Genomic DNA, 19,635 nt, shown 5'->3' with positions numbered 1-19,635 from the left:
TAAATAACAACGCTCGTTAGCTTCTAAACAAACGGGAATATTGGGTTTCGTGTAGGGCGCTGGCCAGCGCCAAGCCGGGCAGCGCAGGGCCAAGCTCGTCATCGTCTAGCCGCTGGGCCTTCTCGACGGCATTCACCAGTTCGCCACGTAACTGCTCGATAATGCGCTGAGCAGCGGTGTGCCCCAGCGGCAGCGCTTTACAGGCCACCGCGAGTTGATTTTCCAGCCACGCCCAGCCAAAGCCGAGCTGCGCTTGACGCACAGGGATGCCGCGCTGGTAGGCCGCCCAGGCAAATAGGGTCACATAGCCTGCCTGGACCGGTAGCAAGGGCGTAAGTGAGTCTTCACTAGGCAGCCCTTCATTTTTGGGTAATAGGTCGAGGCTGCCCAGCAGCCGCTTCAGCGAGGCGCCCAGGCGGCTGTCTTCAGCAGCCAGTTCAGCGGTTTCACGGGTGGCAGCCAGCCAGTCGTCCCACTTTGACACCGCAGTGCCATCCTGCTGCTCGAAAGCGCGATATAGCCGCTCGATCAGCGGCAGCTCACAGCAGCTTATGCCATCTTCCAGCACGCCGGAGAGCCACTGAGACAGGCTTGGCTCATCACTCACCCAGCCTAGTTCAAAAGCGCTCTCTAGCCCTTGGGAAAAGGCGAAGGCCCCAATGGGCAGTGCGGGGCTGACGAGCTGCATCAGCCCTAGCAGGGCGAGGTCTGAGGGCTGCTCAGTGGGCATGGTGGTGCTCATGCGCGTGGTCGTGATCGTGGTCATGGGAATGACTATGCGAATGGCTGTGCGAATGCCCACCGCCCACTTGGTTGTAAGCGCCCGGTTCGGGGTCGAAGGTGGCGTTGTGGTGCTCGAGCGTCGCGCCCAGCAGCTCGGCCAGCTCCTCGAGAACGTGGTCGGGCGGGAAGCGTACCCAGCCACCTTTAGCATCTTCACCCAGCGCGAGCTGCACATGGCGGTTGCCGAGGTGGTAAGCAAGCCGTGCCAGGGGTAAGCCAGTACTCACTCGCGCGGTCACCACGGGCTCAATGGCGGCGCAAATGCGCACGATCTCGCCATTTTCGGCTTTCAGGCCTTCGCCATCGCGCAGCACGGGGCCGCGATCCAGAAACAGCCCCAGCGGCTGGCCGCTGTCGCTCTCAGCTTTTAAGCGGCCGCGAATGCGTAGTTCAAAGGGCAGTGTCAGCGTGTCGCTGGCGGTGCCCTCATCTATGGGGCCAAGGCGTTCAATCAGTTTCAACATTACTACCGTCCCGTTGAAAGAGTTGTTCGTCATATTCTATATCTCACTCTCCAGCTTGAAGCCATGGAGCCAGCAACCTCTGTGGGAGGCCGCTTCAGCGGGCGAAGGGTACCGAAGGCACGCCGGCTTGTTAGGCCTGAATGGTCGCGAGCTAAAGCTACCTCCCACTGTGCCACTCTCAGGCTGGCAGAAGTGGGTTCATATCGATGAACGAACTTTCGAAAAAGCTCCCTAGCGTCTATCGCTATGGGCAGTGTATTCCAATCAAAACAAGTGATACCGCTGCGCCAGCGGTAGCTCGGTCGCGGGTTCGCAGGTGAGCAGCTCGCCGTCACAGCGTACTTCGTAGGTTTGCGGGTCGACGGTGAGTTCTGGGCAGGCATCGTTGAGCTTCATGTCTTTTTTACGCACGCCGCGCACGTTTTTACAGGCAGAAAGCGTGCTTTGTAGTCCCAGGCGCTCTTTGATGCCCGCGTCAATCGCCGCTTGGCTGACAAAGTTGAGCCGTGTCTGGCTGGCGGCGCGGCCAAAGGTGCCGAACATGGGGCGGTAGTGCACCGGCTGCGGCGTGGGGATGGAGGCGTTGGGATCGCCCATGGGCGCACCGGCAATCATGCCGCCTTTCAAAACCAGCGCCGGTTTGACGCCGAAGAAGGCCGGCTTCCACAGCACCAAATCGGCCAGTTTGCCCACTTCAATGGAGCCTACTTCATGGGCGATGCCGTGGGTAATGGCGGGGTTGATGGTGTACTTGGCGATATAGCGTTTAGCACGCAGGTTATCGGCCCCCAGCGCTTCATCTTCCGGCAACAGGCCGCGCTGCACTTTCATCTTATGGGCGGTTTGCCAAGTGCGGCAGACCACTTCGCCCACGCGGCCCATGGCCTGGGAGTCAGAGGCGATCATCGAGATCACGCCCAGGTCGTGCAAAATATCCTCGGCGGCGATGGTTTCACGACGAATACGCGAATCGGCAAAGGCCACGTCTTCGGGAATATTGGGATCCAGGTGGTGGCAGACCATGAGCATGTCGAGATGCTCGTCGATGGTGTTCACCGTGTAGGGCCGCGTGGGGTTGGTGGAGGACGGCAGCACGTACTCTTTGGAGCAGGCGGTGAGGATATCCGGGGCGTGGCCGCCGCCTGCGCCTTCGGTGTGGTAGGTGTGAATGCCGCGCTCTTTAAACGCCGCCAGGGTGTCTTCCACGAAGCCGGATTCGTTGAGCGTGTCGGTGTGAATGGCGATCTGCACATCGTACTTTTCCGCCACGCTTAAGCAGGTATCAATCGAGGCGGGGGTGGTGCCCCAGTCCTCATGCAGTTTGAGACCCATCGCGCCCGCTTCCAGCTGTGCTTCGAGCCCTTCTGGCAGGCTGGCGTTGCCTTTGCCGAGCAGACCGATGTTCATGGGCAGGTCGTCCACCGCTTGAAGCATCTTGCCAATGTGCCACTCGCCGGGGGTGCAGGTGGTGGCGTTGGAGCCGGTAGCAGGGCCGGTGCCGCCGCCCAGCATGGTGGTAACACCGCTCATCAGCGCTTCTTCCACCTGCTGGGGGCAGATAAAGTGGATGTGGGCGTCGATGCCGCCTGCGGTGAGGATTTTGCCTTCGCCAGCAATCACTTCGGTGCCGGGGCCAATAACGATCTCCACATCCGGCTGGGTATCGGGGTTGCCTGCTTTACCAATGGCGGCGATGCGGCCGTTTTGCAGACCTACATCGGCTTTGACGATGCCCCACCAGTCGAGAATCAGCGCATTGGTGATCACGGTGTCCATCACCGTGGCATCTTGGCGCTGGCTTTGGCCCATGCCATCGCGGATAACTTTACCGCCGCCGAACTTCACTTCTTCACCGTAGTGGGTGGCGTCTTTTTCGACTTGAATCCACAGCTCGGTGTCGCCCAGGCGCACGCGGTCGCCTACGGTGGGGCCGTACATATCGGCGTAGGCGCGCCGACTGATCTTGTTTACCGGTTTCATGTATTGCCTCTCCTAAAAGATGAAGCTTGGCACTGGGGAGCCTAGTCGCCTTACGCCATTAGTTTTTTAGAGGACGATCCAGCGGCCCCATCACATCGCCACGGAAGCCGTAGATTTCCCGCTTGCCGACGAACGGAATCAGCGTGACCGCGCGGGTTTGGCCGGGTTCGAAGCGAATGGCGGTGCCGGCGGCGACGTCCAGCCGGTAGCCACGGGTTTTATCGCGGTCAAACACCAGCGCGGGGTTGGCTTCAGCAAAGTGGTAGTGGGAGCCAAGCTGAATGGGCCGGTCGCCGGTGTTGGCCACCTCCACGGTGATACGCTCGCGACCCGCGCACAGCTCGATATCACCCTCTTGTAACTGATACTGTCCTGGAATCATGGCGCTCTCCTAACGGTGGATGATTAGTTGATCGGCGTGTGAACGGTGACCAGCTTGGTGCCGTCGGGGAAGGTGGCTTCCACCTGTACTTCATCGACCATCTCCGCCACGCCTTCCATCACGTCGTCTCGGGTGAGGATTTCGCGGCCGTAGCTCATTAAATCCGCCACGCTGCGGCCATCTCGCGCGCCTTCCATAATCTCAAAGCTGATCAGCGCTACCGCTTCGGGGTAGTTCAGTTTTAAACCACGCGCTTTGCGGCGCTCGGCAAGCTGGGCGGCGGTAAACAGCATCAGCTTGTCTTTGTCTCGTGGGGTCAGTTCCATGGAGTGTCTCCAGCGTTATCAGCGTGTTGCCAATTAAGTTAGCCAAATGCGCGGCGTATGCGCTTCGCGCCCGATCCAGCGCGGCCGTAGTAGCTGCCAGGCGTGTTCACACAGGGCCCAGGCTTCGTTACGGGATGTGCCTAGATAGCGCATCAGCAGTACGCCGTGGCGCACGGTTACCGCCCAGCGGGGGTTATCCGGCAGCGCTTCGCGCAGTGCTTCAATAGCCACAGCGGCATCGTCAATACCCACCGCCCAGAGCGTGGCCTGCACCGTGGCGCCGCCCTGCCCCCAGCGGCCCGCAAAGCGTGGGTGTGCGGGGTCCAGCGGCTGGCGTTCAAGCCACAGCGGCTTGCCATCCAGGGTTAAGCGAAAGTGCTGTTCGATGCGCCCCGTGACATAGGGCAGATCGCTGGCCGGGCGTCCGAGCGCCATCACTTCCCAGCCTAGGCAGCGGGCATTACCCTGCAGCGCAATATGGGTGCCCTGAGTACCCTTTGAGCCGTTAAACGCGATGGTTTCCTGGGGTAGCCACTCTAAGGTGCCGCCCTCTTCTACCGTCAGCTCGGTGTGCTGTGTCCAGGCCACGCCTTGGCTGTCGGCTTTGTAGAGCTTATTGGCAGCGGGCGTAGTGAGCAGCGCATGGGCACCGCGCTCGATATGGGCGCGGATGGTCAGCGCATCACCGCTCACGAGCCGCCGGGCGGGTGCAATACGTAAACGTGGCACGCTTCCTGGCTGCCTTCCGGGTAGAAGGGGCGCTGTACCCGTAACGGCCCTTGGTGGCGCGCCTGAATTAGCCTTGTCACGTCGTCGCGGTTGGCAAAGCGCAAGGCCAGCGAGGCGGCCCAGCGGCGCTCGGCGTCAAAGCGGTGGCCGGAACCAGCAGCGGGTGGGGCAAGTTCGCTCAACATCATGGGGCGCTGTCGCTTCCTTGTGGATTCATCATTGCCTTATAAATGCAAAGAATGCGCCAAAATGGTGAAGGCGCTTTTTTACCGTCATAAAGATCTTTTTTTGAGCCTCAACCCTCTTGCCCAGCCCTCCAATGCACCAAATATGTGCATATAGCCATCACATTGCACCTAACCGGCGAACGGCTGGCCGTGTACGTCAATCCCTATACGGCTGAGGTGCTTGGTTCGCTGGATGACCGGGGAACGGTGATGTGGACCGTTCGCTACCTGCATAGCTTCAAGTTCTTCGGGCAAACCCCGCGCAAGCTGATTGAGATTGCCGCGGGCTGGTCGATTTTGTTAGTCGCCACCGGCATTTATCTCTGGTGGCCGCGCAACGGCAGGGGCGGCGTGGTGAGCCGCTGCTCGATATGAGCTACGCCGACTATGGCCCGCTAGGCCGCTGGCTGGAGTTTGGGATTAACGTTCACTTGGGGCAGGAGTTTGGGCTTACCAATCAGCTCTTCCTGCTGGCGGTATGCATCGCCATCATCGTGATGTGCGTGGCCGCAGGCGTGATATGGTGGAAGCGTCGCCCCGCTCGCCAAGGCTAACAGGACGGTAGGCCGACTTAGTGCGCCGCGTGCCCATGATCATGGGCACCTTTAGGGTGACCACCTTCATGGTGGCTCCCTTCCGGAGAGGCACCCACTGGCAGCACCTGAAGTTCGATCTCCATCGGCTCGGCGTGCTGGAACTCCAGCGTCACAGAGACGGGTGCACCCTCCACGATGGGTGAGCCCAGTTCCATCAACATCAAGTGTAAACCGCCCGGCGCTAGCGTCACGCTCTCGCCCGCCGGTAGCTCGATGCCACCGGGCAGGGGTACCATGCGCATCACATCGCCGTCCATCTCCATAATATGAATCTCGACACGCTCGGTGATCGGGCTGGTCGCCCCCAGCAGCATGTCATCGCCATCGCCGTGATTGGTGAGAGTAACAAAGCCACCGCCCGCTCCGGCCCCCGGCGGAGTGGCGCGTGCCCAGGGGTGGGCAACCTCAATAGAGGATGCCTGCCCGCCATACCTTCCTGGCGGGCACCACCATGATGGGCGGCCGATAGCGGTGCGCTTATTAACAGCATCGTTAGTAGCCACACAACCTTTGACGGCATTATGCGCTGCGGAAACATGATTCTCTCCCCAATCAATCCGTTACTAGCAGACAACCACTCGGTCGCGACCACTGCGTTTCGCCTGGTACAGCGCTTGGTCGGCGCGCTGCATCGAGCGTTGGTAGTCTGGGTGGCCATCATGAAGCGTAACCCCGACGCTCACCGTGACGTTCAATAGCGTATCGGCAGCGGCTAACATCGGCTCTTTGGCCACCGCGTGGCGCAGCCGTTCGGCAAACAGTCGGCTGCCGTCTTGATCCGTATCCACCAGCACAATCAGAAACTCTTCACCGCCCATACGAAACACGTAGTCGCCACCTCGGGTCGAGCGGTCAAGAATTCTGGCCACCTGCTGCAGTACGTTATCGCCAGCATCATGGCCATGGGTGTCATTAATTGATTTGAAGTGATCAATATCCACCATGAGCAGCGCAAAACACTTTTCCGAATGCCGGGCGATCTCTATTTCACGGCTCAGCACCACCGAGAGGAACTTGCGATTGAGCAGACGCGTCAGGCTATCGCGGCCTGCTTCGAGCCCCGAGGCGCGATCCAGAACGTCATCCAACAGCATCAAGATCGTGCGAGCCGCATCGCGAATGCTGCTCAACGCAGTCAGGCGACGCTGGCTGTCTGAGTCGCCTAGCTGGGCGAGCCACTCCTCGTCCACGCGACGAACATGCTGTGAAATGGTGGTAATTTCCGGCGCGCCCTCAAAGGCGTGGCACGCTTTATGGTGATACCAAAGCCCAAACTCGGAGCTGGCTAATCGGGGTAAAGCCGTCGTTGCCTGCTGCGCAGCCACGGCAAACATCAGTGCGTTCTCCCAATCGAGCAGTGCGGAGCGCTGTCGCTCGCGCTCATCGCCGATGCTCTGGGTTAAAGAGAACAGCTTATAGGCTTCTTCCATACGGGTATTACGATTATTCGCCACTGAATAGGCATGGCTCATTATTTCCATGGCCATATCAATATGATCAGACACGTAAACCGCTGCATCACCGGAAGAGAGTTCAGCGCTAAAGGTGCTGTTAATGTGCTCATAAAGCGCCTGCTTTAGCTGCCGTGCGCCATTAAGTACCAAGTTCACCGGGATATCGATACGCGCATGCACCTGGCCGACTTTTTCCTGCTGCTCGACCAGGGATTCGAAATCGGCGTGCTCGACGGCAAACATAGCGCTGAGCCAGCGCTGCATGGAGGGGTGAAGCCGGTTTTTCACCTGCTCATTGGAGAGAAACAGCGACGCGTGGAGGTCTTCCAGCATCACTTGATAGAAATGATCGGCAAAGATATCGCGGCGGGATTCCACCAGTGTCTCCACCGCTTGGCGTAGCGCCAAAGGCGTGCGCTCCAGGAGTGACTGCCACTCGGCAGCGAGCTGATGTTTGTCTTTATAACGCATATCCCACCCGATGGTTATTGTTGAAACCCGCCATATTACACATAAAACGCAGCGCCAAAACCTACTCAGCGCGGGTTTTAAGCAAAAAGCCCCCTCTTTTCTACATGAAACGAGAGGGCTATTAGAGTGTGCTCTGTAAAAAGAAAGGTTAAAGTGGTTGTGGATAACTCAAACCGTCAAATGCTGCTTAATCAGCTCGTTGGAGAGTTCGCTGATATCGCCTTTGGCCACTGGGCGGCCGCGGTCCATGATCACGAAGCGGTCGGCGTATTTGCGGGCGAAGGGCAGCTTTTGCTCGACCAGCAGCACCGTTAAACCATCCTCTTTGATCAGTTGGCGAATCACCTGGCCGATTTGGGCGACGATATTGGGCTGAATGCCCTCTCCTGGCTCATCGAGAATCAGCAGTTTCGGTTCGATCACCAGCGCGCGGCCGATGGCGAGCTGCTGCTGTTGCCCGCCGGATAAATCGCCGCCACGGCGGTGCTTCATCTCTTTGAGCACCGGAAACAGCTCGTAGATACGCTCGGGGATTTTTTTCAGCCCGTCGCCTCGCGCAGCAAGCCCGGTACGCAGGTTCTCCTCCACCGTCAGCAGCGGGAAGATCTGCCGCCCCTGGGGCACAAAACCGATGCCCAGTCGCGAACGCGCTTCCACGGCTTTTTTGGTGAGCTCGACCTCACTGCCATCGCCCTGGTAGCGCAACTGACCGCTTTTCACTGCGACTTCGCCCATGATGGCTTTCATCAGGGTGGTTTTACCCACCCCGTTGCGGCCCATCACGCAGGTGCACTGCCCGGCGGGCACGTCTAGGTCTAAGTCCCACAGCGTATGGCTCTCGCCGTAGAACTGGTTGAGCTTTTCAATCGCCAGCATCAGGCGCTCTCCTCTTCATCCGACCCTAGATACACCTCGACCACTTTGGGGTCGTTGGAGACCTGATCCATGCTGCCTTCGGCCAGCACGCTGCCCTGGTGCAGCACGGTTACTTTGCGCGCAATCGAGCGCACAAAGCCCATGTCGTGCTCCACCACCACCACCGACTGCTTGCCCGCCAAACCGGTGAGCAGCTCGGCGGTGCGCTCCATCTCCTGCTCGGTCATCCCGGCCACCGGCTCATCCACCAGCAGCAGGCGCGGGCGCTGCATCAGCAGCATGCCGATCTCCAGCCACTGCTTCTGGCCGTGGGAGAGAACCCCGGCGGGCTGGAAGCGCAGCGCGGTCAGGCCGATGGTATCCAGCACGTCGTCGATGCGGTCGCTGATCTCGCTGGTCATGCGGGCGGTCAGCGTGGGGAAGATGCGCTTGTCGGCGGCCATGGCGAGCTCCAAGTTGTCGAACACGCTGAGCGCTTCGAACACCGTGGGCTTCTGGAACTTGCGGCCAATGCCGAGGCTGGCGATTTCCGGCTCGTTCATCTGCAGCAGGTTATGGCGGCTGCCGAACCACACGCTGCCTTCGGTGGGGCGGGTTTTGCCGGTGATGATATCCATCATGGTGGTTTTACCGGCCCCGTTAGGGCCGATAATGCAGCGCAGCTCGCCGTCGTCGATGGTCAGGTTCAGGTTATTGATGGCTTTAAAACCGTCGAAGCTGACGGTGACATCTTCCATATACAGAATCGGGCCGTGGCGAACATCGACCGGCGAGGCCTCTGGCGCCATAAAATCAAACACCCGATCCCGCGCTTTTAGCGATTGTAATAGGCTCATGCAGCGGCCTCCTTGGATGGGTGGCTATCCTCTTTACGGCGCTTTAGGTGGCCTAACAGCCCCGCTACGCCTTTAGGCAGTAGCACCGTGACCAGTACGAACAGCGCACCCAGAGCGAACAACCAAGCATCGGGCATAATGCCGGTGAAGATGGTTTTGGCGTAGTTGACCAAAATCGCGCCAATTACCGCACCGTACAGCGTGGCCCGGCCACCCAGCGCCACCCAAAGCACGATTTCAATCGAGAGCAGCGGAGAGAATTCGCTGGGGTTGATAATACCCACTTGCGGCACATAAAGCGCCCCCGCCAGGCCCGCCAGCATGGCCGAGACCACAAACACAAACAGCTGGAAGCGCTCGACGCGGTAGCCAATAAAGCGCGTGCGCGCCTCGGCGTCCCGCGTGGCCACACATACCCGGCCCAGTTTGCTGGTCACGATTGCCCGGCAGAGGATATAGCCCAGCGCCAGCGCCACGCCGGTGGCGATAAACAGCCCCAAGCGCGTGGCATCGCTACGCAGGTTAAAGCCCAGCAGCTCGCGGAAGTCGGTCAGGCCGTTATTGCCACCAAAACCCATCTCGTTACGGAAGAAGGCCAGCATCAGGGCAAACGTGAGCGCCTGGGTAATGATCGAGAGATACACCCCCGTTACCCGTGAGCGGAAGGCCAAAAAGCCGAACACCAGCGCTAGCATCCCCGGTGCCAGTAGCACCATGGCAAAGGCGAACCAGGCCATATCGAAACCGTGCCAGTACCAGGGCAGGCTGTCCCAGTTCAGGAACACCATAAAGTCCGGCAGTATCGGGTGGCCGTAGGTGCCACGGTCACCGATTTGGCGCATCAGGTACATGCCCATGGCGTAGCCGCCAATGGCGAAAAACGCTCCGTGCCCCAGGCTCAAGATGCCCAGGTAACCCCATACTAAATCGACCGCAACGGCGAGCAGCGCGTAGCTTAGGTACTTGCCGAACAGGTTAACGGTGTAAGCGTTCACATGCAGCGGATGCCCCTGGGGCACCGCCAAATGCAGCACGGTGACCAGCAGCAGCGCGGCAAACAGCACGCCGAGGAAGGTCTGAGTGGCCCGCTCACCGAACGGGCGGGTGAGCCAAAACTGGCTGGATGTTGCTTGCGTCATCATGGGTTAGCCCTCCGCAGCCCGGCCCTTCTGCGGGAAGAGTCCACGCGGGCGTTTTTGAATAAACAGAATAATGAAGACCAGCACGATAATCTTGGCCAGCACCGCGCCCGCCCAGGGCTCCAGTACCTGGTTGATCACCCCCAGCGAGAGCCCCGCCACTAGCGTGCCCCACAGGTTACCCACGCCGCCGAACACCACCACCATGAACGAGTCGATGATGTAGTTCTGGCCCAGGTTGGGGCCGACGTTGGTGAGCTGGGAGAGCGCCACGCCCGCCAAGCCCGCCACGCCGGAGCCCAGCGCAAACGTCATGATATCCACGCGGGTGGCGCGGATGCCCATGGAGCGCGCCATGGCGCGGTTTTGGGTCACGGCACGCACTTCTAGCCCTAAGCGGGTGCGGCGCATAATCAGCATCAGCGCGGCAAACACCACCAGCGCAAAGCCAAGCACGTACATACGGTTGAGGGTCAGCGAGAGCGCGTCGTTGATCACCAGCGAGCCGCTCATCCACTCTGGCGTCACCACGGTGCGGTTGAGCGGTGAAATCACCGTGCGCACCAGCTGCTGCAGAATCAGGCTGATACCGAAGGTTGCCAGCAGGGTTTCCAGCGGGCGGCCTTTGAGGAACTGGATCACACCCCGCTCAATGGCAATGCCCACCAGGGCGGCCACCATAAAGCCTGCGGGGATAGACAGAATCAGCGCCAGCCCGGGCTGGCCCGGCAGCAGCTGCTGCATCATCCAGGTGGTGTAGGCGCCCAGCATCATCAGCTCGCCATGGGCCATGTTGATCACGCCCATCACGCCAAAGGTAATCGCCAGGCCAATCGCTGCCAGCACCAGCACCGAGCCCAAGCTCAAGCCGAAGTAGAGCGTTTCCAGGCCCCGGTTAATCTTGAGCTGCTGTTCAATACCGGCCAGCGCCGTGGCTGCTGCCTCGGCAACAACAGGGTCGTCGCTATTAGCCGCACGGCCTAACGCCACGCGAGCACGCGGGTGAAGGCTGCCGGTGAGCGCCTCGACACCCGCCATCTCGCCCTGCTCGGCGCGGTAAATCGCCACCGCCTGAGCTAAGCGCGTGCGAACGTACTCATCTTCCGCGTCAGCAATCACCGGTTCCAGCGTCTCGGCCAGCTCGCCGTCCACTTCACCCAACAGGCGCTCGGCGGAGGTACGGCGGCGTTCCACGTTGGGGGAGTAGAGGTCGACCACGGCGATGGCGCTGCGCAGTTGGTTGCGCAGCGCATTGTTGATGCCGATACGGTCCAGGTCGCGGCGGGACATCTCTCCCAGCGGCTCGTTAGTCAGCGCATCGGCCACCGACCAGTCACGGCCGCGATTATCCAGCACCAGCACGAAGCGGCCATCGTCAGTGCGCTGCAGGCGGCCATCCAGCAGTGCCTGCAGCCAGTCGCGGGCGCGCTCATCGTCGCTTTGTAGAATAGCGGTAATGGCTTCGCCTTTATCGCGGTAGGAGTCCACATCCAGCGCGGTCAACAGCGCGAGTGCGGCTTGGTCATCGGGAGTCGAGGAGCTGCTTTGTGCCTGCGCCGACACGGCGGTGCCGAGCAGCATCAGGCACAGTAGCCCCAAGGAAAGGAAACGCCTCATGGGGTTCTTCCTTTGGTGATCAAATGGGAGAGGTAGCGTGCTCCCCTACTGCGCCATTGCGCTGGCGCAGTAGGGGACGAAAGTTACTCGGCGAGTGCCGCTTCGGCTTCTTCTGCTGCGGTGCTGCCACCACAGGAACCGTTCACAACGTTAAAGTTGCCGCACTCCATGGGCTTGCGCCAATCAGAGATCAGGTCACGGGAGCCCGGCAGGTAATCCGACCACGCATCACCGGCCACGGTAGAGGGCGTTTGCCAGACGATATCGAACTGACCATTATCCTGAACTTCACCGATCAACACCGGCTTGGTGATGTGGTGGTTGGGCATCATGGCGGCATAGCCACCGGAAAGGTTAGGCACGGTCACGCCGATAATCGCGTCTTTCACCGTATCCACGTCGATGGTACCCGCTTTACGCACCGCTTCGGCCCACATGTTGAAGCCGATGTAGTGCGCTTCCATGGGGTCGTTGGTCACCGCCATCTCGTCACCGGTGTGCTCGATCCAAGCGTCGATGAAGTCGTAGTTGGCGTCGGTGTCCACGCTCATGAAGTAGTTCCAGGCGGCCAGGTGGCCCACTAGCGGCGCGGTGTCGATACCGGAAAGCTCCTGCTCACCCACCGAGAAGGCAATCACCGGAATGTCGGCGGCATCGATGCCTTGGTTAGCCAGCTCGCGGTAGAACGGCACGTTGGCATCGCCGTTAATGGTGGAGACCACCGCCGTGGGCTTGCCCTCTTCGCCAAAGCGGCGGATTTCGGAGACGATGTTCTGCCAGTCCGAGTGACCAAACGGCGTGTAGTTGACCATGATGTCTTCTTCGGCCACACCGTGCTCATCTTTCAGGAACGCTTCCAAGATGCGGTTGGTGGTGCGCGGGTAGACGTAGTCGGTGCCGATCAGCGCGAAGCGTTCGATACCGACTTCGTTGATCAAATACTCAACGGCAGGAATGGCCTGCTGGTTGGGGGCGGCACCGGTGTAGAAGACGTTTTCAGACGACTCTTCGCCTTCGTACTGCACCGGGTAGAAAAGCAGGCCATTCAGCTCTTCCACCACCGGCAGCACCGCTTTACGGGAGACGGAGGTCCAGTTGCCGAAGATCACATCCACTTCTTCCTGGGCCAGCAGCTCGCGGGCGCGCTCGGCAAACAGCGGCCAGTTAGACGCGGGGTCAACCACCACGGCTTCTAGCTGACGGCCAAGCAGGCCACCGGCTTCGTTCTGCTGCTCGATGAGCATTTCCACGGTGTCTTTCAGGGTCGATTCACTGATGGCCATGGTGCCGGAGAGCGAGTGCAGAATACCGACTTTGATGGGGTCGTCGTCTTGGGCAACCGCTTGCACGCTGGCGCCCATCACAGCGGCGGTGACCAGGGCAGTGGCGAAACGGCTAAGGGTACGTGGGTGTGTCTTGCGCTGCAGTGTGGTCACTTGAACCTCCTTGCGCCCCTTATGGTTAGGGCTCGTGTTTGGGGTACCGCGACCAAGCGTTGTCGTTATTGAGGCGACGGGGCACTTGGTGCGTCCACTCGTGGGTCGCGAGCCATGGCTCGTTATTCACACGTCGCTATTCATTCTGCAAGGGGTGCGCCAGATTAAAGCAAAGACTATTAATAAAAATAGAATCAAATACTTAGCAGTTTTCAAAAAACACTGTTTTATGCCGCGTGCACAAATATGACGCAATTAGTAAGCCGTCATGCACGCTTGTTATGCACCAATAGGATGCCTTGCACCACAAGAGGGTATTGTCACCGCCAATAAAAAAGCGCCCTAGGAGACCTAGAGCGCCAAGGAGTAAAGCGTTGGCGTTTACTTAGCCGCCGCAGCCGCCTTGCTACGCCGCTTTTTCAGCAGCGGCAGGCCCAGGGAGAGCACCGCGATGACCAGTAGCGCCAGCGAGATCGGCTTATCGATAAAGGTGGTCCAGTCGCCACCAGAGATCTGCAGCGCCCGGCGCATGGACTCTTCCATAATGTTACCCAGGATCAGCGCAAGGATCAGCGGCGCAGTGGGGAAGCCAAACAGGCGCATGCCCAAGCCCAACAGGCCAAAGCCCAACAGCAGCAGCAGGTCGAAGACGCTAAAGCTCATGCCGTAAACGCCGATCATGCAGAAGATCAGAATCATCGACAGCAGCAGCGGGCGCGGCAGGTCGAGGATTTTAGCGATCAGCGGGATCAGCGGCAGGTTCAGTACCAGCAGGAAGATGTTGCCGATGTACATACTGGCAATCACGCCCCAGAACACATCCGGACGTTGCTCCAGCATCATCGGGCCAGGGGTGACGCCCATTACCAGCAGCGCGCCCAGCAGTACCGCCGTAGTGCCGGAACCCGGTACACCCAGGGTTAACAGCGGCACGAAAGAGCCGGTACAGGCGGCGTTGTTCGCCGCTTCCGGAGCGGCCACGCCCTTAATGTTGCCCTGGCCAAAGGTGTCGCCATCTTTCGCCAGGCGCTTCTCCATGCTATAGCCCAGGAAAGAGCCAATGGTGGCGCCCGCCCCCGGCAATACGCCGGTAAAGAAGCCCAGTACGGAGCTGCGGCTGATGGGGCCAGCAATTTTCTTCACTTCACTACCGCTCAGCTTGAGCGAGCCGATGGCATTGCGCGGAGCTTCCTTGCCACCGCCCCCACGCAGCAGCATGTAGAACACTTCCGCCAGGGCGAAGATACCCAGCGCCACTACCAGAAAGTCGATACCGTCGAGCAGTTGAATCGAGTTGAAGGTAAAGCGCTCGGTACCGGTTTGCGTGTCGATCCCCACAATCGAGATCATCACACCCACTACCGCCGCAATCAGGCCTTTTACCAAGGATTTATCCGACAGTGACACCACCGCCGTTAAGCCCAGCACCATCAGTGCAAAGTACTCAGCAGGGCCAAAGCTCACCGCCACTTTGGAGAGCAGCGGTGCCACCAGCATCAAAAAGATCACCGATACCGTACCGCCGATAAAGGAGGCATACGCCGCAATGGCCAGTGCCTTACCCGCCATGCCCTGCTTGGCCATCGGGTAGCCGTCAAAGGAGGTTGCCACCGTGCCCGCCACGCCGGGGGCGTTGAGCAGAATGGATGAGGTCGAGCCGCCGAAAATAGCGCCGTAATAGACCCCTGCCATCAGAATCAAACCGGAGGAGGGCTCCATGGCAAAGGTAATCGGAATCATCAGCGCCAGCGCGCTGATCGGCCCCAGGCCTGGCAGCATACCGATAATGGTACCGGCAAACACACCGGCGAAAACGTAAGCGATATTGATTGGCTCAAGCGCGATGCCAAAGCCATACATCAGATTGTTTAAGGCATCCATGGGAGTGTCTCGCGTTAAAACCCGCTAAGCGTGCGTCAGCACGCCCTGCTTAGAACGGCAGTACGCCGGTGGGTAGGTAAACATCCATTACCCGTGTCATGGTCAGGTAAAGGGCCAGCACCACACCCAGCGATGCCGCCAGGTTGACGCCGTGGCGGCGATAGCCGTAGTAGGCGGTTAAACCAACGCTTAAGAGCGTGGAAGCCAAGACAAAGCCCAGCGGCACCAGCAAAAACGCATAGGCGGCGATGGCTAACGAGGTCACAATGACACGCGCCCAGGGGGTGAACAGCAGCGGGCCGTTGGTGGCCTCATGGTCGATCTCATCGGCCCCGGCAATAGCGCTCGGCTTTTCAAAAAACAGCAGCGCCGCCAGCAGCAGCAGAGACACGCCCAATACTTTGGGGAACAGGTCGGAATCCACCGGACGCGGTAAGGGGAACGTCGGGATTTGCCAAGCCATGGCTAAATAAGCAGCCGCCACCAGCGCCAGTACAAGCGCTAGCCACTGGTTAGTATTCAATCGGGTCATTGGGATTTCTCCGAAGGAGCCAACGCGGATGCGCTGGCCCTCGCGGTAACAGACAGAAGATCCCAGCGGCGTGGCGCCACCGGGGAATCTCTAACGGGCGCTGGCGCTTACTGGCGCAGCAGGCCCAGATCGGTCAGCACGCTGCTGAACTGCGCTTGCTGCTCATCCAGGAAGGCACCAAACGTTTCGCTATCCTGGTAGGCATCGATCCAGCCCAGCTGGTCGCTGGCTTCGCGCCATGCGTCGGTTTCGAGCATTTCAGCGAATAGCGTTTCGTAGTACTCCACCGCTTCTTCCGGCATTTCCGGCGCGCCCATCACGCCACGCCAGATATCGAAGGTGTAGTCGTAGCCCTGCTCTTGGTAGGTGGGCACTTCGGCCAAACCGCCGCCCAGACGCTCTTCAGAAGAGACGCCCAGCGCGCGCAGCTGGCTACCTTCGCCAAGCTGGCCCACGGCTTCACCAGCACCACCGATCACCGCTTCAATGTGGCCGCCCATCAGGTTGGTCATGGCATCGCCACCGCCGGAGAACGGAATGTAGTTCACTGCAGACGCTTCCATTCCCGCTGCCGAGGCCAAGCCCGCTATTGAAATGTGATCCATGGAGCCTGGCGCACTGCCGCCGCCCACACTCAGGCCGGGATTGGCTTTGAGCGCTTCGAACAGGTCTTCCAGGGTTTGGTATTCGGAATCCGCCGCGACCAGAATAATCGAGTAGTCGGTGTTGATACGCGCAATCGGCGTGAAGTCAGTGTGGTCGTAGCGGGAAGCGCCTGCCAGCGGCACCAGAATCATCGGCGGGCTGGTGGCAAACAGTTTGTGGGGGTTGCCGCTATCGCGGGCGACCTGGGCCCACGCCACGGCACCGCCGCCGCCAGGTACGTTGATGGCCGCGAAGCTTTCGTCTGCCAGAGACTCCTGCTGAATCACGCGGGACATGGTGCGTACCAGCGTATCCCAACCGCCGCCGGGGTTGGCGGGGGCGATGAATTCGATGGACTTGCTCGGCGTCCACTCCTGCGCTTGGGCAGATGTCGTCATGGCCAGGGCCGCCATCGGCAGGGCCAGCACGGCGATGCGCTTCAAGGAAAGCGTAGTCATTGGCGTTCTCCACGTTTTTGTTCAGGCGTTATTGTTCAAACGGTGTTTTGGTGGGCGCGGTTTGTTGTGTGCGCCGAACAAACCAAAAGCACGGCTAACCAGCAGCGCTTAGCACTCGATGATTAGCTTTGTGTGGTTACGCCGTGAACGTTAGAAGAGTGCTACCCCCGACGACAAGCTTATGACCATAAACGACAAACTGTTCTTTTTGTGCGTTTTGTTCATTTTGTTCACGCCGAGGCACTTAGAGACTGTCCAACCACCCCTTAGCGGCGCCTAGCAGCCGATAGCGCCGTTCGGGGCGGCCAACATCGCCATACCCTAGCTCGGCGCTCACCGCCTGTTCAGCGACTAAAAACTCCAAATAGCGCCGCGCGGTTGAGCGGCTGGCGCCCATAGTGCGTGCTACCTGCATCGCGGTGAGCGAGTCGGGCGCGGCAGCCAGCGCATCCACCACCCGGCGCAGCGTTAAGCGGTCGATGCCCTTGGGTAGCGCTCGGCTGTCGGAGCGTGTGGGTTCGCTCGGGGTAACCCGGGCCAACACGTGATCCAACTCGTCCTGGCTCATCTCGGCACGGTTCGCCAGCACTTCACGCTCGCGGCGGAAGCGAGTCAACATCTGGTTCATGCGGGCCGCTTCAATGGGTTTGATCAGATAATCGAATACGCCGCCGCGCAGCGCCTCGCTAATGGTCTCCACCTCCTTGGCGGCGGTCACCATCACAATATCCACATGCACATAGTCCCGGCGGATGGACCAGAGTAGCTCCAGCCCTTCAACATCCGGCAGGTAGGCATCCAGCAAAATCAGTTGAATTTCGGCGGCGTGCAGGGCCATCAGCGCCTTGGCTTCACTGCCGTTGCGCGCCATGCCGACCACATAAAAGCCCTCGCTCTGCTCAATAAAGGCGCGGTGGATATCGGCGATGCGAAAATCGTCTTCGACGACCAAAATGCCGTATTGCGTCGCAGACATGGTGTTTCCTCTTATTTATTAGCGTCGTCATTATTCGTGTCGTTATGAGGGCGCAGGCTCGGTGGCGGCCTCGGCGCATAGCGAGCGGTCCAGCACGGCAATAAAGCACGCGCCGCCCAGTTCGCTCTCTTCCAGCGTCACTGCGCCCCCGTGCTGGCGGCACAGCCGCGCCACCAGGGCCAGCCCTATGCCCCGATGCTTGCCGGTTTTGGTGGAAAATCCTTCGGCAAAAATCGACTCCGCATGCTCGGCGGGCACCCCGGCACCGTTATCTTCCACTTCAATAAGTAGCTGCTCGCCCAGGTCGGTGAAAAACAGCCGCACAGTGGGCTGGTCGCCGTGAGGGCCGTTGAGCGCGGCGTGGCAGGCGTTATCCAGTAAGTTACCCACCACGCTCATCATGACCTCTTGGCCGGTGGGCGTTAGCGGGCAGGAGAGCGAGCTCTGCTCGTCGATTTCTAACGTAACGCCCAGCTCGCGGGCGCGGGTGAGTTTGCCCAGCAGCGTGCCGCTCAATACCGCATCCGCCACGTGGCGCATTAAAAAGCTCATTTGCGCCTGGGCGCGCTCGGTTTCCTGATGAATCAGCGCCAGCGCTTCGTCGATACGCTGCAACTGCAACAGGCCGGAGATGGTGTAGAGCTTGTTGGAGAACTCGTGGGCCTGGGCGCGCAGCATATCCACATCGCGACTGGCTTGGGTGAGTGCTTGGGAGAGGTCGATAATTTCTCGGCGGCTACGAAAAGTGGCCACAGCCCCTTCTATTTCCCCTTCATGCAGAATCGGCACGCGGTTGACCACCACCGGGTGATCCCCCAGCCACATCTCCTGGTCAAACTCCTGCTCGCCATGCTTCAAGACTTCCAGCAGCCGCGAGTTGGGCACCACCTCGCGGATCGGCTGGCCGAGCAGCACATGCTCGTCGGGCAGCTCTAAAAAGCGCCGCGCCTGCTGGTTCACCAAGGTGATATGGCCATCCCGGTTCACCGCGAGAATGCCTTCGTGAATCGATTGCAGGATGGCCTCTTTCTCCATCGCCAAGCGGGCGATTTCGTAAGGCTCCAGCCCTAAAATGATCTTTTTCAAGTGCTGCGACAGCCAGTAAGCACCGGCGAACCCCAGCATAATCATCAGCGCCACCAGCGCCCAGCCGAGGCTGGTGTAGCGGGCCACATCCATATCGACGCGATCGAGCATAAAGCCCACCGAGACCACCCCGATGATATTGCCCTCCTCATCCCACACCGGCGTTTTGCCGCGCATGGCCGTACCCAGCGTGCCGGTGGCTTCGGAAACATACGACTGGCCATAGATAAGCGCCTGGTCGTTATCGCCGCCCACCATGGGCTGGCCGATACGCTCGGGCACAGGGTGGGAGTAGCGGATCGATTGGGCATTACCCACCACCACGTAGCGCGCGCCGGTCTCCTGACGCACTCGTTCGGCAAGGGGCTGAATAATGGCGGAGGGGTCAGGAGAGGAAAAAGCGTTTACAATCTGCGGCATCCCGGCCACGGTTTTGGCCACAGCCAGTGCCCGCTCGCCCATTTGGTGGGTGATGATCTCGGCTTTGCGGTGGTTCAAATAGGTGCCCTGGGCCAGCAACATACCCGCCAGCAGCAGCCCCACCAGCATCATGACTTGCAGGCGAAAACTGCGTTTGTACCAACGGCGCTTGGCGCGGGTACGGCGCCAGCGCTGTAATTCGGCCAGTGTTCTAGGGCGGGGGGCGGTCATAACGGAACTCATGGTGCGCGACCGCGTCATTATGGCACGCAGTGCCAAGCGGCGTTAGTCGTTGCGCTTTCACCTCACTTTGCTTATATA

General features: G+C 60.0%; 19 protein-coding genes and 1 pseudogene. 2 read left to right on the top strand and 18 right to left on the bottom strand.

What is annotated here, in order from left to right:
• Nucleotides 1–16: 16 nt before the first annotated feature.
• The 6 genes and pseudogenes from A3220_RS14820 to A3220_RS14795 form a co-directional block, all read right to left on the bottom strand.
• Complete coding sequence (locus tag A3220_RS14820) at nucleotides 17–730, bottom strand: urease accessory protein UreF (RefSeq protein ID WP_089674739.1); 714 nt, start codon at nucleotides 728–730, stop codon at nucleotides 17–19.
• On the bottom strand, nucleotides 720–1,247 hold the full coding sequence (gene ureE / locus A3220_RS14815; protein WP_062375545.1) for an urease accessory protein UreE: 528 nt from the start codon (nucleotides 1,245–1,247) through the stop codon (nucleotides 720–722). Before ureE ends, A3220_RS14820 begins: the two co-directional genes overlap by 11 nt.
• Nucleotides 1,248–1,511: 264 nt before the next feature.
• Nucleotides 1,512–3,227, bottom strand: coding sequence for an urease subunit alpha (gene ureC / locus A3220_RS14810; protein ID WP_062375538.1), 1,716 nt, complete (start codon nucleotides 3,225–3,227; stop codon nucleotides 1,512–1,514).
• A 58-nt stretch (nucleotides 3,228–3,285) separates the two neighbouring features.
• The gene (locus A3220_RS14805; RefSeq protein ID WP_044630215.1) at nucleotides 3,286–3,609 is read right to left on the bottom strand and encodes an urease subunit beta; all 324 of its coding nucleotides are present in this window, start codon (nucleotides 3,607–3,609) and stop codon (nucleotides 3,286–3,288) included.
• A gap of 23 nt (nucleotides 3,610–3,632) precedes the next feature.
• Nucleotides 3,633–3,935 (bottom strand): urease subunit gamma, encoded by a 303-nt coding sequence (gene ureA / locus A3220_RS14800; protein WP_016915359.1) that lies wholly within the window; start codon nucleotides 3,933–3,935, stop codon nucleotides 3,633–3,635.
• A gap of 33 nt (nucleotides 3,936–3,968) precedes the next feature.
• Nucleotides 3,969–4,852 (bottom strand): annotated as a pseudogene (locus A3220_RS14795) (urease accessory protein UreD).
• Nucleotides 4,853–4,996: 144 nt separating this feature from the next.
• Between A3220_RS14795 and A3220_RS18045 the strand changes: the two are divergent.
• Both A3220_RS18045 and A3220_RS18040 read left to right on the top strand, forming a co-directional pair.
• Nucleotides 4,997–5,266: a PepSY domain-containing protein gene (locus tag A3220_RS18045; RefSeq protein ID WP_062375536.1), complete on the top strand. Its 270-nt coding sequence runs from the start codon at nucleotides 4,997–4,999 to the stop codon at nucleotides 5,264–5,266.
• Entirely contained in the window at nucleotides 5,263–5,445 is a 183-nt protein-coding gene (locus A3220_RS18040) for a PepSY domain-containing protein (protein WP_062375534.1), read from the top strand. Before A3220_RS18045 ends, A3220_RS18040 begins: the two co-directional genes overlap by 4 nt.
• Before the next feature lie 17 nt (nucleotides 5,446–5,462).
• Here A3220_RS18040 and A3220_RS17020 read toward each other — a convergent pair whose 3' ends face one another.
• The 12 genes from A3220_RS17020 to A3220_RS14725 form a co-directional block, all read right to left on the bottom strand.
• Nucleotides 5,463–5,990, bottom strand: a complete 528-nt coding sequence (locus A3220_RS17020) for a copper chaperone PCu(A)C (RefSeq protein ID WP_252860490.1) — start codon at nucleotides 5,988–5,990, stop codon at nucleotides 5,463–5,465.
• 60 nt (nucleotides 5,991–6,050) lie between these two features.
• A complete protein-coding gene (locus A3220_RS14775) occupies nucleotides 6,051–7,412 on the bottom strand; it encodes a diguanylate cyclase (RefSeq protein WP_062375531.1) in 1,362 nt (453 codons plus the stop codon).
• Nucleotides 7,413–7,580: 168 nt separating this feature from the next.
• The gene (gene urtE / locus A3220_RS14770; protein ID WP_062375529.1) at nucleotides 7,581–8,288 is read right to left on the bottom strand and encodes an urea ABC transporter ATP-binding subunit UrtE; all 708 of its coding nucleotides are present in this window, start codon (nucleotides 8,286–8,288) and stop codon (nucleotides 7,581–7,583) included.
• The gene (urtD, locus tag A3220_RS14765) at nucleotides 8,288–9,124 is read right to left on the bottom strand and encodes an urea ABC transporter ATP-binding protein UrtD (RefSeq protein WP_062375528.1); all 837 of its coding nucleotides are present in this window, start codon (nucleotides 9,122–9,124) and stop codon (nucleotides 8,288–8,290) included. The genes urtE and urtD overlap by 1 nt, the downstream gene beginning before the upstream one ends.
• Nucleotides 9,121–10,266, bottom strand: coding sequence for an urea ABC transporter permease subunit UrtC (gene urtC, locus A3220_RS14760; RefSeq protein ID WP_044630208.1), 1,146 nt, complete (start codon nucleotides 10,264–10,266; stop codon nucleotides 9,121–9,123). Before urtC ends, urtD begins: the two co-directional genes overlap by 4 nt.
• Nucleotides 10,267–10,269: 3 nt before the next feature.
• Nucleotides 10,270–11,880 (bottom strand): urea ABC transporter permease subunit UrtB, encoded by a 1,611-nt coding sequence (gene urtB / locus A3220_RS14755; protein WP_062375526.1) that lies wholly within the window; start codon nucleotides 11,878–11,880, stop codon nucleotides 10,270–10,272.
• 83 nt (nucleotides 11,881–11,963) lie between these two features.
• On the bottom strand, nucleotides 11,964–13,316 hold the full coding sequence (gene urtA, locus A3220_RS14750) for an urea ABC transporter substrate-binding protein (protein ID WP_062375525.1): 1,353 nt from the start codon (nucleotides 13,314–13,316) through the stop codon (nucleotides 11,964–11,966).
• Between the two features lie 381 nt (nucleotides 13,317–13,697).
• On the bottom strand, nucleotides 13,698–15,197 hold the full coding sequence (locus A3220_RS14745; RefSeq protein WP_062375523.1) for a tripartite tricarboxylate transporter permease: 1,500 nt from the start codon (nucleotides 15,195–15,197) through the stop codon (nucleotides 13,698–13,700).
• A gap of 49 nt (nucleotides 15,198–15,246) precedes the next feature.
• On the bottom strand, nucleotides 15,247–15,729 hold the full coding sequence (locus A3220_RS14740) for a tripartite tricarboxylate transporter TctB family protein (protein ID WP_054644893.1): 483 nt from the start codon (nucleotides 15,727–15,729) through the stop codon (nucleotides 15,247–15,249).
• 107 nt (nucleotides 15,730–15,836) lie between these two features.
• Entirely contained in the window at nucleotides 15,837–16,832 is a 996-nt protein-coding gene (locus A3220_RS14735; protein WP_062375521.1) for a tripartite tricarboxylate transporter substrate binding protein, read from the bottom strand.
• A gap of 244 nt (nucleotides 16,833–17,076) precedes the next feature.
• Nucleotides 17,077–17,808: a response regulator gene (locus tag A3220_RS14730; protein WP_054640777.1), complete on the bottom strand. Its 732-nt coding sequence runs from the start codon at nucleotides 17,806–17,808 to the stop codon at nucleotides 17,077–17,079.
• A gap of 42 nt (nucleotides 17,809–17,850) precedes the next feature.
• Nucleotides 17,851–19,545 (bottom strand): sensor histidine kinase, encoded by a 1,695-nt coding sequence (locus A3220_RS14725; protein ID WP_062375519.1) that lies wholly within the window; start codon nucleotides 19,543–19,545, stop codon nucleotides 17,851–17,853.
• Nucleotides 19,546–19,635: the final 90 nt, after the last annotated feature.

Source organism: Halomonas sp. KX33721 (assembly GCF_001596805.1).
GTDB lineage: Bacteria > Pseudomonadota > Gammaproteobacteria > Pseudomonadales > Halomonadaceae > Vreelandella > Vreelandella aquamarina.
The sequence above is the reverse complement of the archived record's forward strand: the minus strand, read 5'-3'. Positions and strand labels throughout refer to the sequence as shown.

Coding starts and splice junctions, on each gene's coding strand:
- ureC (WP_062375538.1), bottom strand. CDS start 3,227: ATGAAACCGGTAAACAAGATCAGTCGGCGCGCCTACGCCGATATGTAC.
- urtB (WP_062375526.1), bottom strand. CDS start 11,880: ATGAGGCGTTTCCTTTCCTTGGGGCTACTGTGCCTGATGCTGCTCGGC.
- A3220_RS18040 (WP_062375534.1), top strand. CDS start 5,263: ATGAGCTACGCCGACTATGGCCCGCTAGGCCGCTGGCTGGAGTTTGGG.
- ureA (WP_016915359.1), bottom strand. CDS start 3,935: ATGGAACTGACCCCACGAGACAAAGACAAGCTGATGCTGTTTACCGCC.
- A3220_RS14775 (WP_062375531.1), bottom strand. CDS start 7,412: ATGCGTTATAAAGACAAACATCAGCTCGCTGCCGAGTGGCAGTCACTC.
- A3220_RS14740 (WP_054644893.1), bottom strand. CDS start 15,729: ATGACCCGATTGAATACTAACCAGTGGCTAGCGCTTGTACTGGCGCTG.
- A3220_RS14820 (WP_089674739.1), bottom strand. CDS start 730: ATGCCCACTGAGCAGCCCTCAGACCTCGCCCTGCTAGGGCTGATGCAG.
- ureE (WP_062375545.1), bottom strand. CDS start 1,247: ATGTTGAAACTGATTGAACGCCTTGGCCCCATAGATGAGGGCACCGCC.
- A3220_RS14805 (WP_044630215.1), bottom strand. CDS start 3,609: ATGATTCCAGGACAGTATCAGTTACAAGAGGGTGATATCGAGCTGTGC.
- A3220_RS14745 (WP_062375523.1), bottom strand. CDS start 15,197: ATGGATGCCTTAAACAATCTGATGTATGGCTTTGGCATCGCGCTTGAG.
- urtD (WP_062375528.1), bottom strand. CDS start 9,124: ATGAGCCTATTACAATCGCTAAAAGCGCGGGATCGGGTGTTTGATTTT.
- A3220_RS14735 (WP_062375521.1), bottom strand. CDS start 16,832: ATGACTACGCTTTCCTTGAAGCGCATCGCCGTGCTGGCCCTGCCGATG.
- urtE (WP_062375529.1), bottom strand. CDS start 8,288: ATGCTGGCGATTGAAAAGCTCAACCAGTTCTACGGCGAGAGCCATACG.
- A3220_RS14730 (WP_054640777.1), bottom strand. CDS start 17,808: ATGTCTGCGACGCAATACGGCATTTTGGTCGTCGAAGACGATTTTCGC.
- A3220_RS14725 (WP_062375519.1), bottom strand. CDS start 19,545: ATGACCGCCCCCCGCCCTAGAACACTGGCCGAATTACAGCGCTGGCGC.
- urtC (WP_044630208.1), bottom strand. CDS start 10,266: ATGATGACGCAAGCAACATCCAGCCAGTTTTGGCTCACCCGCCCGTTC.